Origin of the sequence: Sphingomonas sp. S-NIH.Pt15_0812, assembly GCF_003951315.1 — a bacterium.
In the GTDB taxonomy this organism is placed as follows: domain Bacteria; phylum Pseudomonadota; class Alphaproteobacteria; order Sphingomonadales; family Sphingomonadaceae; genus Sphingomonas.
Genome location: NZ_QLJH01000002.1, coordinates 151,950 through 165,321, shown reverse-complemented (window position 1 = coordinate 165,321; position 13,372 = coordinate 151,950). Strand labels below are relative to the sequence as shown.

At 67.2% G+C, this 13,372-nt stretch carries 12 protein-coding genes and 1 tRNA gene; 6 read left to right on the top strand and 7 right to left on the bottom strand.

Annotated features, from left to right (window positions below):
* The first annotated feature begins 12 nt into the window (after positions 1–12).
* Entirely contained in the window at positions 13–402 is a 390-nt protein-coding gene (locus BRX43_RS02105; RefSeq protein ID WP_125993173.1) for a response regulator, read from the top strand.
* A 57-nt stretch (positions 403–459) separates the two neighbouring features.
* Positions 460–1,584: an ionic transporter y4hA gene (locus tag BRX43_RS02100; RefSeq protein WP_125993172.1), complete on the top strand. Its 1,125-nt coding sequence runs from the start codon at positions 460–462 to the stop codon at positions 1,582–1,584.
* 435 nt (positions 1,585–2,019) lie between these two features.
* On the opposite strand, the gene BRX43_RS02095 is transcribed toward BRX43_RS02100, so the two are convergent.
* Both BRX43_RS02095 and BRX43_RS02090 read right to left on the bottom strand, forming a co-directional pair.
* The gene (locus BRX43_RS02095) at positions 2,020–2,301 is read right to left on the bottom strand and encodes a hypothetical protein (protein WP_125993171.1); all 282 of its coding nucleotides are present in this window, start codon (positions 2,299–2,301) and stop codon (positions 2,020–2,022) included.
* Positions 2,277–3,959 carry a M1 family metallopeptidase gene (locus tag BRX43_RS02090; RefSeq protein WP_125993252.1) on the bottom strand — a complete coding sequence of 561 codons (1,683 nt, stop codon included), beginning with the start codon at positions 3,957–3,959 and terminating at the stop codon, positions 2,277–2,279. Before BRX43_RS02090 ends, BRX43_RS02095 begins: the two co-directional genes overlap by 25 nt.
* 225 nt (positions 3,960–4,184) lie before the next feature.
* On the opposite strand from BRX43_RS02090, the gene lon reads away from it, so the two are divergent.
* From lon to BRX43_RS02075, 3 genes are all read left to right on the top strand, one after another.
* Positions 4,185–6,581: an endopeptidase La gene (gene lon / locus BRX43_RS02085; RefSeq protein ID WP_125993170.1), complete on the top strand. Its 2,397-nt coding sequence runs from the start codon at positions 4,185–4,187 to the stop codon at positions 6,579–6,581.
* A 129-nt stretch (positions 6,582–6,710) separates the two neighbouring features.
* Positions 6,711–6,983 carry an HU family DNA-binding protein gene (locus BRX43_RS02080; protein WP_125993169.1) on the top strand — a complete coding sequence of 91 codons (273 nt, stop codon included), beginning with the start codon at positions 6,711–6,713 and terminating at the stop codon, positions 6,981–6,983.
* A 65-nt stretch (positions 6,984–7,048) separates the two neighbouring features.
* A tRNA-Val gene (locus BRX43_RS02075) sits at positions 7,049–7,123 on the top strand.
* Between the two features lie 206 nt (positions 7,124–7,329).
* Here BRX43_RS02075 and BRX43_RS02070 read toward each other — a convergent pair.
* Positions 7,330–8,265, bottom strand: a complete 936-nt coding sequence (locus tag BRX43_RS02070; protein WP_125993251.1) for a DUF808 domain-containing protein — start codon at positions 8,263–8,265, stop codon at positions 7,330–7,332.
* A gap of 190 nt (positions 8,266–8,455) precedes the next feature.
* Here BRX43_RS02070 and BRX43_RS02065 point away from each other — a divergent pair, with 190 nt between their 5' ends.
* Positions 8,456–9,472, top strand: a complete 1,017-nt coding sequence (locus BRX43_RS02065; RefSeq protein WP_125993168.1) for an NAD(P)-dependent alcohol dehydrogenase — start codon at positions 8,456–8,458, stop codon at positions 9,470–9,472.
* Between the two features lie 4 nt (positions 9,473–9,476).
* Here BRX43_RS02065 and BRX43_RS02060 read toward each other — a convergent pair whose 3' ends face one another.
* The 4 genes from BRX43_RS02060 to BRX43_RS02045 form a co-directional block, all read right to left on the bottom strand.
* The gene (locus BRX43_RS02060; protein ID WP_125993167.1) at positions 9,477–10,472 is read right to left on the bottom strand and encodes an SDR family oxidoreductase; all 996 of its coding nucleotides are present in this window, start codon (positions 10,470–10,472) and stop codon (positions 9,477–9,479) included.
* A gap of 72 nt (positions 10,473–10,544) precedes the next feature.
* Positions 10,545–11,303, bottom strand: coding sequence for a phosphoadenylyl-sulfate reductase (locus tag BRX43_RS02055; protein WP_125993166.1), 759 nt, complete (start codon positions 11,301–11,303; stop codon positions 10,545–10,547).
* A complete protein-coding gene (locus tag BRX43_RS02050) occupies positions 11,296–11,754 on the bottom strand; it encodes a DUF934 domain-containing protein (RefSeq protein ID WP_125993165.1) in 459 nt (152 codons plus the stop codon). The genes BRX43_RS02055 and BRX43_RS02050 overlap by 8 nt, the downstream gene beginning before the upstream one ends.
* The gene (locus tag BRX43_RS02045; RefSeq protein ID WP_125993164.1) at positions 11,747–13,372 is read right to left on the bottom strand and encodes a nitrite/sulfite reductase; all 1,626 of its coding nucleotides are present in this window, start codon (positions 13,370–13,372) and stop codon (positions 11,747–11,749) included. The genes BRX43_RS02050 and BRX43_RS02045 overlap by 8 nt, the downstream gene beginning before the upstream one ends.

Here is a 13,372-nt window from a genome sequence, read left to right as displayed (position 1 = left end):
ATCGGCATAGCGATGGACGTGCTCTTCATCGAGGACGATCGCATGAACCGCCGTGTCGTTCGCGACATGCTGGACGTGGCCGGCGCCAGCATGAGCGAGGCGGAGGATGCCGAGCAGGGGCTGGTGGAGATCGACCGGCACGACTTCACCATCGTGCTGATCGACCTGCGGATGCCGGGCATGGATGGCATCACCGCGATCCGCCACATCCGCTCGCGCGGCGATGCCAAGGCCGCGGTCCCGATCATCGTGGTGACCGCCGACGCGGCGGTCGACCTGCGCGAACGCTGCCTGGCGGCGGGGGCGGACGACGTGATCTTCAAGCCGGTGGCGATGGATGCGCTGTTCGAATCGATGGGCCGTGTGCTGGCGCAACGCGACGGGGGGGGCGTGATCGCCTGACCGGAACCTTTTCGCGTCGCCGGGGCATTGGTTCGGTGAATGCAAAAGGGAGGCGGCATGGCGGAAGAGGTGATCGTACCACAGGGGGCCAAGCGGGCCTTGTTGCAAAGACTGACCCTGCCCTGGTGGACATTGGTGTTCCCGATGCTCGGGGTGGCGGCGATCGTCACGTCGCTGGCGAAGCTCGGCACGATCGGCACGGTGGCGGCGATCGTCGTCTTGATCGGCAGCGTGCTCGCCGCCGTCCACCATGCCGAAGTGGTGGCGCACCGGGTCGGCGAGCCCTTCGGGACGCTGGTCCTGGCGATCGCGGTGACGGTGATCGAGGTCTCGCTGATCGTCAGCCTGATGCTCTCCGATGCGGGCGACGCCTCCTCGCTGGCGCGCGACACGGTGTTCGCGGCGATCATGATCATCCTCAACTTCATCGTAGGGCTCTGCCTGCTGGCGGGCGGCATCCGGCACGGCGAGCAGCGTTTCACCTTGCGCGGGGTGAGCGCCGCCCTGTGCGTGCTGGCGGCGATGGCGGTGCTGTCGCTGGTCCTGCCCAATTATACCGATTCCACCTCGGGGCCGACTTATGCGCCATCGCAACTCCTGTTCGTGGCGGTGGTGTCCCTGATCCTCTACGGCACGTTCGTGATGGTGCAGACGGTGCGGCATCGCGACTATTTCCTGCCCTCGGGCGAGAGCCTGCCGCACGATGCCCATGCCGCGCCGCCGACCGATGCCGCCGCATGGAGCGCGTTCGGCGTGTTGCTGATCGCGCTGGTCGTCGTGGTGCTGCTCGCCAAGGCGTTGTCGCCGACCGTCGAGGCGGCGATCCTGGGGGCGGGGCTGCCGCTGGCGCTGGTCGGCGTCATCATCGCCGCGCTGGTGCTCGCGCCCGAGAGCTTGGCGGCCTATCGCGCGGCCAAGCGCAACCGCCTGCAGACCAGCCTCAACCTGGCGCTGGGATCGGCGCTGGCGACGATCGGACTGACGATCCCCGCGGTCGCCATCGTGTCGCTGGTCCTCGGCCTGCCCCTGGCGCTGGGGATCAGCGGGAAGAGCATGACCCTGCTTGCCGTATCGCTGTTCGTGGCCACCCTGTCATTGGGCAACGGCAAGACCACGGTGTTGCAAGGCGTCGTCCATTTGGTGATCTTCGCCGCCTATCTATTCGTGACCGTGGTGCCATGACCCTGGTGGCACGTCGGAAAAAGCTAGCGTCGCCGCGGAACGCAGACGCGATTGCCTTTTTTGCATTCTTGATGGTCGAACGAGCAATTGCTTAACCACGTGCTGCGATGCACAAGAGCCGTGCCTTTCAGGCATCCTCTCCTAAAAACTTTTCGGCCGGGCTTGTCCCGGCCTTTTTTTTGTCTTCGGCTTGTGTACAAGCACGTCACCAATCACCGCGTCGTCAATTATAAAACGGGTTATGGAGTGGAGCCGCCGGTCGAACCGGCAGCGGCCGGTGATGGTCGGGAGATGAGCGCCTGCGACGGCAGCTCTCTCCCGTTATTTTTCGCTCGACATGTTACCGCGAAATTCATCCGTATCGAATGCAATTGCGCTTTGGTACTTGCGGAGCGCGTAAAGGACAGGATGATCTAGGTGCAAAGGCAACCGGATTCATTTTGAAGAATCAAAGGTGTGACCTGCCGTCAGCCGACTGGCGAGCACCACCCCCGCCACCAGTTGCGCCGCGCCATAGAGGCGCCGCCGCCCGGCCCGCCCGGCAAAGGGGCGGACCAGGGCATCGAGCACGGGCACGTCCGATCGCCATAAGGCGACGTGACGACGGGGCTGGAGCAGGCCGAGCATCCCGTCGCCGATCATGAAGATCGCCGCCATCTCCGCCACGCGAGCGACGGAACGCGCCGTCCCGGTCATTTCGTCTTGCCGCTTCGCCATGCCTGCAACTCCTCGACTGCTGTCGAACGCATCAACACGCGGGCGAAGGGATCGATCACCACATGCGCATCGGCAGGCACCGCGAGCTCGCCCCGGCCGCCGGTCATCGCGACCCTGGTGATGCGGTCGCCGACCTGCACCTCGACCGGCAAGGGGAAGGGGCCGTTGCCCGGAACCTTCCACCGCAGCGTCATGCGGTCGCCCGAGCGTTCGGTCACCAGCTCCGGCAGGGCGGCGCGGCGCAGATAGACGTCGAAGAACCAGCCGTAATCCTGGCCGGTCACCTGGCGGACGAAGCGCTCATATTCCGCCGTCGAGCCGAAGCGCGGCTGGAAGTTGCCCGGCTTCGGATCGGTGCGGCCATAGACGGCAAGTCGGGTCACGTCCCAGAAGGCGGCGTCGCCGATCAGGCCGCGCAGCGTGTGCAGCATCCACGAGCCCTTGTTGTAGATGTCGAGGCCGGGGCCGCCATCCTTGGCTTCATATACCTCCTCCTCGGTGATGACGCGGCCGCGCACGATCGGCACCTGATTGGCGATGCCGCCGCGCTGGCCCTGCATCATCGCGGCATAGCGCGCCTCGCCCTCGCGCCAGCGGCCATAGGCGGGCTGCATATAGCTGCCATAGCCCTCGTGCAGCCAGTAATCGTCCCAATTGGCGGCGGTCAGCTGGTTGCCGAACCATTCATGGCTGAACTCATGCTGGAACAGCCAGTCGAATCCCTCGATCGCCTTGGCATAGTCGTTGCCATAGGCATTGATCGTCTGATGCTCCATGCCCTTGTAGGGCGTCTCGACCACGCCGACCTTTTCATTGCCGAAGGGGTAGGGGCCGATCACGCTCTCGAAAAAGTCGAGCGTCGGCGCGAATTCCGCGAACAGCTTCTCGGCCTGCGCCTTCTCGCCCGGCAGATACCAGTAGAACATCGGGATGCGGTTGCCGAACCGGCTCTTATAGGTGCCGCTGATCTCCTCATAGGGCCCGATATTGAGGGCGATGCCATAGGTGTTGGGATGCGCGATACGCCAGTTCCAGAGGCTGCGGCCATCGGGCAGCGTATCAACGCCGAGCAGCACGCCGTTGGAGGGGGCCTTCAACCCCTTGGGCACGGTGATGTGCAGCGTCACCACCGCCGGCTCGCCCTTGGGGAAGTCGAGGCAGGGCCAGAACAGGTCACAGCCATAGCCCTCAGCCGTGGTGCCGAACCAGGTCCGGCCGTCCTTGGTCTTCGACCAGACGACGCCGTCGTCCCAGGGGGCGCGGACCGCGACGTGCGGCGTGCCGCCATAGGTGATTCGCGCGCGGACCGACTGTCCGGCGGCGAGCGGCCGGGGCAGTCGGACGACCAGCTGCCCCTCCGGGTTGGACCAGGCGGTGGCGGGCAGGTCGACGCCGTCGATCGCGATCGCGCGGACCGGCAGGTTGCGGTCGAGATCGATCACCAGCCGGTCGAGCGGCGCGGTGGCGGTGAAGCCCAGCGTGGCCACCCCCTCCAGCCGGTAACGGTCGGGCAATAGCTCGAATGCTAGGTCGGCACTGTCGAAGCGCATCGCCAGTTGCTCGGGCGGGCGCACGCCGCCCGAGCGCTTGGTCTGTGCGGTGACGGGCGGGGTGCCCTTGGCCGGGGGAGCGGTGTCGAGCGATGCGGAAGCGGCCATGAGGGCGAGGGGGGCGAGCATTGATGCGAACATGACGAGACCGAACAAGAGGGACGGGCGACCGCCCGGATCGTTCCGAGGCTATAGGATGGTGAGGGCTTTGCCTATGCCGGAGCATGGCGGCGACCCTTGGGGCGACCGGCCCGCCGTGCAGGTGATTGATGGATGGGGCATCACCGCCCATATAGGACAAAAGCGCCGATCGAGCGGCGCCCGGAGTAGCTTGTGAACCATTTCCTGCCGGTACTTCCCCTGCGCGATATCGTCGTTTTCCCGGCCATGATCGTGCCGCTGTTCGTGGGTCGCGAGAAATCGGTCGCGGCGCTGGAGACGGCGATGGCCGGTGACAAGGAGATATTCCTCGTCGCCCAGCTCGATCCCGCCGAAGACGACCCCTCGCGCGAGGATCTGTACGAGATCGGCGTCACCGCCACCGTGCTGCAGCTGCTCAAGCTGCCGGACGGCACCGTCCGCGTGCTGGTCGAGGGCAAGCAGCGCGCCCGGCTGGGCGAGCTGGCCCCGGCCGCCGACCATCTCGCCGCCACTGTCGACCCGGTCGAGGACGAGGCGGGCGAGGGTGTCGAGATCGAGGCGCTGATGCGCTCGGTCGTGTCGCAGTTCGAGAATTACTCGAAGCTCAACAAGAAGCTGCCGGCGGAAACCGCGGTGCAGCTGGGCGAGCTGGAGGATGCCGCGCGGCTGGCCGACGCGGTCGCCGCCAATATCCAGGTCAAGGTCGGCGACAAGCAGGCGCTGCTGGTCGAGACCGATCCCGCCAAGCGGCTGGAGATGGCTTTCGCGCTGATGGAGGGCGAACTTGGCGTCCTGCAGGTCGAGAAGAAGATCAAGACCCGCGTCAAGCGCCAGATGGAGAAGTCGCAGCGGGAATATTATCTCAACGAGCAGCTGAAGGCGATCCAGCGCGAGCTGGGCAATGGCGATGAGGAAGGCGATGGCGACGAACTCGCCGAGCTGACCCAGAAGATCGCGACGCTGAAATTGTCCAAGGAGGCGCGCACCAAGGCGACCGCCGAGCTGAAGAAGCTCAAGACCATGGCGCCGATGAGCGCCGAGGCGACGGTCGTGCGCAACTATCTCGACGTGCTGCTCGGCCTGCCCTGGGGCAAGAAGTCCAAGGTCAAGAAGGACATACCCGCAGCCGAGGCGATCCTGAACGAGGATCACTACGCGCTGGAGAAGGTGAAGGACCGGATCGTCGAATATCTCGGCGTGCAGGCGCGCACCAACAAGCTGAAGGGGCCGATCCTTTGCCTGGTCGGCCCGCCGGGCGTCGGCAAGACCTCGCTGGGCAAGTCGATCGCCAAGGCGACGGGGCGCGAGTTCATCCGCCAGTCGCTGGGCGGCGTGCGCGACGAGGCGGAGATCCGCGGCCATCGCCGCACCTATATCGGCTCGATGCCGGGCAAGATCGTGACCAACCTGAAAAAGGCCGGCACGTCCAACCCGCTCTTCCTGCTCGACGAGATCGACAAGCTGGGCCAGGATTTCCGGGGCGACCCGGCCTCGGCGCTGCTCGAGGTGCTGGACCCGGAGCAGAACGGCAAGTTCAACGACCATTATCTGGAGATCGACGTCGATCTGTCGGACGTGATGTTCGTCTGCACCGCCAACACGCTCAACCTGCCGCAGCCCCTGCTCGACCGGATGGAGATCATCCGGCTGGAAGGCTATACCGAGGATGAGAAGGTCGAGATCGCCGAGCGGCATCTGGTCGCCAAGCAGATCGAGGCGCATGGCCTGAAAGACGGGGAGTTCACGCTGACGCAGGGCGGTCTGCGCGCGCTGATCCAGCGCTACACGCGCGAGGCGGGGGTGCGTACGTTGGAGCGCGAGATCGCCAAGCTGTGCCGCAAGGCGCTGCGCCAGATCCTGGAAGGCAAGGCGGAAAGCGTGACGATCACGCCCGACAATCTGTCCGACTTCGCCGGCGTGCAGAAGTTCCGCCACGGCCTGAGCGAGACCGAGCACCAGATCGGCGCGGTGACCGGTCTGGCCTGGACCGAGGTGGGCGGCGAGCTGCTGACCATCGAATCGGTGACGGTGCCGGGCAAGGGGCAGGTGAAGACCACCGGCAAGCTGGGCGATGTGATGAAGGAATCGGTGCAGGCCGCCTTCAGCTTCGTCCAGGCGCGCTCGCCCTCTTATGGCATCAAGCCCAGCCTGTTCCATCGCAAGGACATCCATATCCACCTGCCCGAGGGCGCGGTGCCCAAGGACGGGCCGTCGGCGGGCATCGGCATTGTCACCTCGATCGTGTCGACGCTGACCGGCGTACCGGTGCGGCGCGAAGTGGCGATGACCGGCGAGGTGACGCTGCGCGGCCGGGTGCTGCCGATCGGCGGGTTGAAGGAGAAGCTGCTGGCCGCGATGCGCGGCGGCATCACCACGGTGCTGATCCCGCACGAGAATGAGAAGGATCTCGCCGACATTCCGCAGAACATCAAGGACAGTCTGACGATCGTGCCGGTCCAGCATGTCGACGAGGTGCTGCGCCTGGCGCTGACCGAGCTGCTGGAGGCGATCGACTGGACCGAGACCGATGATCTGGCGGCGCTTCCGCCCGCACCGATCACGCCGGCGGGTGGCGAATTGCATCACTGACGGGTAGACCGCCGCGCGTCGCCTCGTCGCGTGGCGGTTGACTCGGGCTAAATGCTCGCTCTTATTGGGACTTCTTGCCGCGCGGATCGATTCCGGCGCGCGGTGTGACGATATTTTGGGGGTTTATCAATGAACAAGCAGGAGCTGATCGCGACGGTCGCGGACACGTCGGGGCTCGGCAAGGTGGATGCGACCAAGGCGGTGGAGGCGGTGTTCGACGCCATTTCCGCCAGCCTGCGCAAGGGTGACGAGGTTCGTCTGGTCGGTTTCGGGACGTTTTCCGTGTCGAAGCGCAAGGCGTCGACGGGCCGCAACCCGCGCACCGGTGAGCCGATGACGATCAAGGCCTCCAGCCAGCCCAAGTTCAAGGCCGGCAAGATCCTGAAGGACTCGGTGAACTGATTTTTTTGCGGAAGGTGGCTGGACAGGCGGAAAACCACCGCCTAAAGGGCTGCCTCCCGGACGATGGGCGCGTAGCTCAGCGGTAGAGCACACCCTTCACACGGGTGGGGTCACAGGTTCAATCCCTGTCGCGCCCACCATCGTCCCGGTCTTCCAAATGCCTGCCTTCCGATCCGCGACAGCGGCTCGGCGGCGGGCATTTTGCGTTTGGGCCTGACCCGTCCCGTTCCCGGGCGAAGGCCGGGGCCCGGTTGGGGGACGATGGTGACGACGGACGGCGCTCCGTTACTTCGACCTCCCCCACTGGGCCCCGGCCTTCGCCGGGGAACAGGAGGGAGCCTGCCGCTCAATGCGGCTTGCGCTTCACCATGTGGAGCAGCGCGACGATCAGCCCGCCCGCGGCCAGCCCGACGATCGCCGAGCCGATGGCGGTGACGATCCATGCCAGCACGCCGTGCAACGCCGGGACCGCGCCCGCCGCCGTCTCGGCGGCATGATGCACGACATGCTCCGGCGCGGCGAAGCCCAGCCCGGCCATGCCATGCACCAGGATGCCGCCACCGACCCAGATCATCGCCGCCGTGCCGATCGCGGCCAGCGCCGACATGATGACCGGCATCGCCTTCACCATGCCGCGCCCGATCGCCTGGACGGCGGTTGAGTCCTTGCCGGCGAGATGCAGGCCGATATCGTCCAGCTTCACGATCAGCCCGACCACGCCATAGACGCCGACCGTGATCGCCACCGCGACGATCGCCAGCGCCACCGCCTGGGCGACGATGCCGCTGCCCGAGACTTCCGCAAGCGCGATCGCCATGATCTCCGCCGACAGGATGAAGTCGGTGCGCACCGCGCCGCTGACCTTCTGCTTCTCCAGTGCCTCCGGCGTGGTCGCGCCCTCCGCCGCCTCTTCGGTCGCGTGATGGCCGCCAAAGGCCTCGACCAGCTTCTCCACCCCCTCGAAGCAGAGATAGGCGCCGCCGATCATCAGCAGCGGCGTCAGCGCCCAGGGGGCGAAGGCGCTCAGCACCAGCGCCAGCGGCAGGAGGATCAACAGCTTGTTGCGGAGCGAGCCCAGCGCGATCTTGCCGATGATCGGCAGTTCGCGGGCGGGCGACAGGCCGGTGACATAGCGCGGGGTGACGGCGGTATCGTCGATGACCACGCCGACCGCCTTGGTGCCGGCGCGGCTGGCGGCGGCCCCGACATCGTCGAGCGAGGCGGCGGCGAGGCGGGTGATCCCCGCCACATCGTCCAGCAAGGCGGCCAATCCACTCGGCATGTCGTCATTCTCCGTCCGCGCCAACTGGTCCGTCCATCGCGCGGGCGGCGCGCCCGATGAACGATCCGTCATGATGCTGCGCCGCCGCACTGTAAAGCCATGCGTATCGGCCCATCGATATCGGCCCGCGGCAGGATGAGGGAGAGTTTGCGGAGCGCGCTCGTTGTCGGACCGAAGCAAGGAGTTGACGATGAAGACGATGATCGTGCGCGCGCCCGCCGGCTTGGATCGACTGCGGATGGAGGACCGGCCCGATCCGGGGGCGCCGGGACCGGGGGAGATCCGCGTGGCGCTGCATGGCAGCTCGCTCAACTATCACGACCTCGGCGTCGTGACCGGCCGGATGGGCGCGCCGGACCCGGAGCAGGGCCGGGTGCCATTGGCGGACGGCGCCGGCGTGGTCGACAGCGTCGGCGACGGGGTGACCGAATTCCTCCCCGGCGACCGCGTCGTCTCGTGCTTCTTCCCGCAATGGCAGGACGGCACCGCGCAGGTCGGTGACTTTGCCGGCACGCCGGGCGACGGGATCGACGGCTTCGCGCAGGAAGTCGCGGTCCGCGCCGCCACCGCCTTCACCCATGCCCCCGAGCATCTGGACGCCGTGGAGGCGGCGACGATCACCACCGCCGGGCTGACGGCATGGCGCGCGCTGGTCGGCGATGGCGGGCTGAAGGCGGGCGACACGGTGCTGCTGCTCGGCACCGGCGGCGTGTCGATCTGGGCGCTCCAGATCGCCAAGGCGATGGGCGCGACGGTGGCGATCACCTCCTCCTCGGGCGAGAAGCTGGAGCGGGCTCGCGATCTGGGCGTGGACTTCACGCTCAACTATCGGGAGACGCCGGAATGGGGCCGGGCGATCGCCGACTGGACCGGCGGCCTGGGCGTCGACCATGTCGTCGAGGTCGGTGGGCCGGGCACGCTGGCCCAGTCGATCGGGGCGGTGCGCGTCGGCGGGCATATCTCGCTGATCGGCGTGCTGACCGGGGCGAGCGGCGAGGTGCCGACCGCCGCATTGATGGCCAAGCAGGCAAGGTTGCAGGGCCTGATCGTCGGCAGCCGGCGGATGCAGCAGGATTTCGTCCGCGCGATCGAGGCGAACGACATCCACCCGGTGATCGACCGCCGCTTCCCGCTGGACCGACTGGCCGACGCCTTCGCCTATGAGCAAAGCGCCGGCCATTTCGGCAAGATCGGCGTGGAGTGGTAAAGGCTTAGGGCTGGCCGGTCCCGCCGGCGGCGCCATAGACCTGACCGGTCGAAAAGGTGGCGTCGTTGGCAGCGAGCTGGACGAAGATCGATCCCAGCTCGACCGGCTGGCCCGGCCGGCCGAGCGAGGTGTCGCCGCCAAATTCCCGCAGCTTCTCCGCGGTCGCGCCACCCGCGACCTGGAGCGGCGTCCAGATCGGCCCCGGTGCGACGCCGTTGACGCGAATGCCCTTGGGGCCGAGCTGCTTGGCGAGCGACTTGGTGAAGTTCATCATCGCCGCCTTGGTCATCGCATAGTCGACCAGATTGGCGGACGGGTCATAGGCCTGTTCCGAGGTCGTCTGGATGATCGATGCGCCGGCCGGCATGTGCGGCAGCGCCGCCTTGGTGATCCAGAACATCGCGTAGATATTGGTCTTCATCGTCGCGTCGAAATCCTCCGACGACAGGTCGGCCAGCGCCTGGCGCTGCTGCTGGCGGCCGGCATTGTTGACCAGCAGGTCGAGCCCGCCCAATTCGCGCACCGTCTGCGCGACCATGCGGTTGCACCAGCGCTCGTCCTGGATGTCGCCGGGCAGGGCCAGCGCCTTGCGCCCCGCCTGGCGGATCAGCGCGACCACCTCGCGCGCATCGGCCTCCTCGGCGGGCAGATAGCTGATCGCCACATCCGCGCCCTCCCGTGCGAAGGCGATGGCGGCGGCGCGGCCGATACCCGAGTCGCCGCCCGTCACCAGCGCGCGCCGTCCGGTCAGACGGCCCGATCCGACATAGCTGGTTTCGCCATGGTCGGGACGCGGCGTCATCTTGCCGGCGAGACCGGGAAAGGGCTGCATCGCCGTGTCGAAGGGCGGGCGCGGATAGCGGGTGCGCGGATCGGGCATCGCCGCGCCCGCCGCCGATTTGGCGCGCTGCGCCGCCGCGGGCGCGGCGATGCCCGCCGCCGCCAGTCCGACCGCCGTGCCCGCCATCATGTCCCGGCGTGAGAAATCCCGATCCGTCATCATACCGTCTCCTGTTGTCGGGTCGGCAACGGGCGGAAGGGGTGACGGTTCAGTGGTGCTCAGCGGAAGTGATCAGAAAATCGGGTCGTCGCCGGGTGTCGCCGCCTGGTGGATGCCGCATTCCACCTTGTCCCAGCCGCGCCAGCGTCCGGCGCGCGGGTCTTCGCCGGGCTGCACGCGCGAGGTGCAGGGCGCGCAGCCGATCGACAGATAGCCTTGTGCCTCCAACGGGTGGCGGGGCAGCGCGTGCTCGGCGAAATAGGCTTCCAGATCGGCCTTGGGCCAGTCGGCGAGCGGGTTGATCTTGAGCCGCCCGTCCTCGACCTCGAAGCGGGGCAGGGCCTTGCGCGTGCCGGCTTGGAAGCCCTTGCGCCCGGAAATCCAGGCCGAGAAGGGCGCGAGCGCGCGCCGCAGCGGCTCCACCTTGCGGATTTCGCAGCAGCCGTCCGGGTCGTAGGACCAGCGCAGGCCCTTGTCGTCCTTCAACCGCAACAGGCGCGGATCGGGCCGGAACACGCGCAGGTCGGTCAGGCCCAGCCGCTCGGACAGTTCGTCGCGATACGCCAGCGTTTCGCCGAACATCTTCTGCGTGTTGGTGAAGATCACCGGTACGTCCGGGTCGATGTCGGCAACCATGTGCAACAGCACCGCCGACTCGGCGCCGAAGGACGAGACGGAGGCGATCCGGCCCGCCAACTCGTCCGTGATCAGCTCACGCAGCATGTCGGGCGCGGCGACGCCCGCGAAGCGCGCCTCCATCGCCGCCGCATCCTCGACCGTGAAGGCAGGACGAACATCGATCAGGTCGAGATCGCGCGCGGCCTCACCCATGGCGCTTCCTCCAGACCGGCATAACCGGGTCGGCGGCGGCCTGGTAGCGATCGGCATAGCGGTCCAGGCTGGCGCGCAGCGTCGCGCCGTCGATCTCCTTTTCCGGCGCGAAGCTGTCGAAGCCGCAGCGCCGCATCAGCGGCAACTGGTCGACCAGCACGTCCCCGGCCGCGCGCAGTTCGCCGGCATAGCCCGCCTCGCGCAGGATGCGCCCGGCCGAATAGCCGCGCCCGTCGCGAAAGGTCGGGAAGCTCACCTCGATCAGCGCCAGCCGGTCGAGATGCGGCAGCAATGCGCGTGCATCCTCGCCCGCCTCGAGCCGCACCGCCGTCGCGTTGGTCTGTTCGGCCAGGAACGAGTCGAGCGTCACCGCCGGCTCGTCATGCGGCTCGTCGTCGCGGAAGCGGAGCAGCGGCTCGCCGCCGATCGACGCGCGGTCGAGATCACCCATAGATCGCCTCCTTGAACGGCTGCATCCCGACGCGGCGATAGGTGTCGAGGAACCGCTCGCCCTCCTGCCGCAGTTCGACATAGGTGCGGGTGGCGCGGTCGACCGCATCGACCACCCCGTCCTCGTCGAAACCGGGCCCGGTGATCTTGCCGAGCGAGACGTCCTCCGCGCCCGATCCGCCGAAGGAGAGCTGGTAATTCTCCACGCCTTTCTTATCGACGCCCAGGATGCCGATATGGCCGGCATGGTGATGGCCGCAGGCGTTGATGCAGCCCGAGATCTTCACCTTCAGCTCGCCCAGGTCATGCTGGCGCGGGGCGAGCCGCACCGCCAGCTTCTGCGCCAGCGGGATCGAGCGCGCATTGGCGAGGCTGCAATAGTCCAGGCCGGGACAGGCGATGATGTCGGTGACCAGGTCGAGATTGGCCTCCGCCAGCCCGGCGTCGCGCAGCGCCGCCCAGATCACGGGCAGGTCCGCCTTGCGGACATGCGGCAGGACGAGGTTCTGCGCATGGGTGACGCGCAATTCGTCGAAGCTGTAGCGCTCGGCCAGATCGGCGACCAGGTCCATCTGGTCGGCCGAGGCGTCGCCGGGAATGCCGCCGATCGGCTTCAGGCTGATCGTGACGATGGCATGGCCCGGCTGCTTGTGGGCGGCGACATTCTGGTCGAGCCAGACCGCGAAGTCGGGATCGCTGCGGTCGATCGCGTCGGGCGCATCGGCGGAAAAGGCGGGGGCGGCGAACATCGCCTGGATCCGCTCCAGCTCGGCGCGCGGCGGGTCGATGCCGAGCTGCTTGACCGCGACGAACTCCTCCTCGACCTGGCGGCGATACTCGTCCGCGCCGATCTCATGGACCAGGATCTTGATCCGCGCCTTGTAGATGTTATCGCGCCGGCCATAGCGGTTATAGACGCGCAGCGCCGCTTCCAGATAGCTCATCAGATCGTCGACGGGGACGAAGTCGCGGATCAGCGGCGCGATCATCGGCGTGCGGCCCATGCCGCCGCCGGCATAGATGCGCGCGCCGACCTCGCCGTCCCGCTCGACCAGTTGGATGCCGATATCGTGCAGCCGCATCGCCGCGCGATCCTCGTCCGCCGCGATCACCGCGATCTTGAACTTGCGCGGCAGATAGCTGAACTCGGGGTGGAAGGTCGACCATTGCCGCAGCAGCTCCGCCCAGGGGCGGGGATCGGTCACCTCGTCCGCCGCCGCGCCGGCGAACTGGTCGGACGAGATGTTGCGGATGCAGTTGCCGCTGGTCTGGATGGCATGCATCTCGACCTTGGCCAGCCGTTCGAGGATGGTCGGCGTATCCTCCAGCTTGATCCAGTTGAACTGGAGATTCTGGCGCGTCGTGAAATGGCCATAGCCCCGGTCGAACTCGCGCCCGATGCCGGCGAGCGTCCGCAACTGGCGCGAGTCGAGCGTGCCATAGGGAATGGCGACGCGCAGCATATAGGCGTGGAGCTGGAGATAGAGGCCGTTCATCAGCCGGAGCGGCTTGAACTGGTCCTCGGTCAACTGCCCCGCCAGTCGGCGGCGAACCTGGTCGCGGAACTCGTCGACGCGCGCATCGACGATCGCCTGGTCATATTGGTCGTAACGATACAT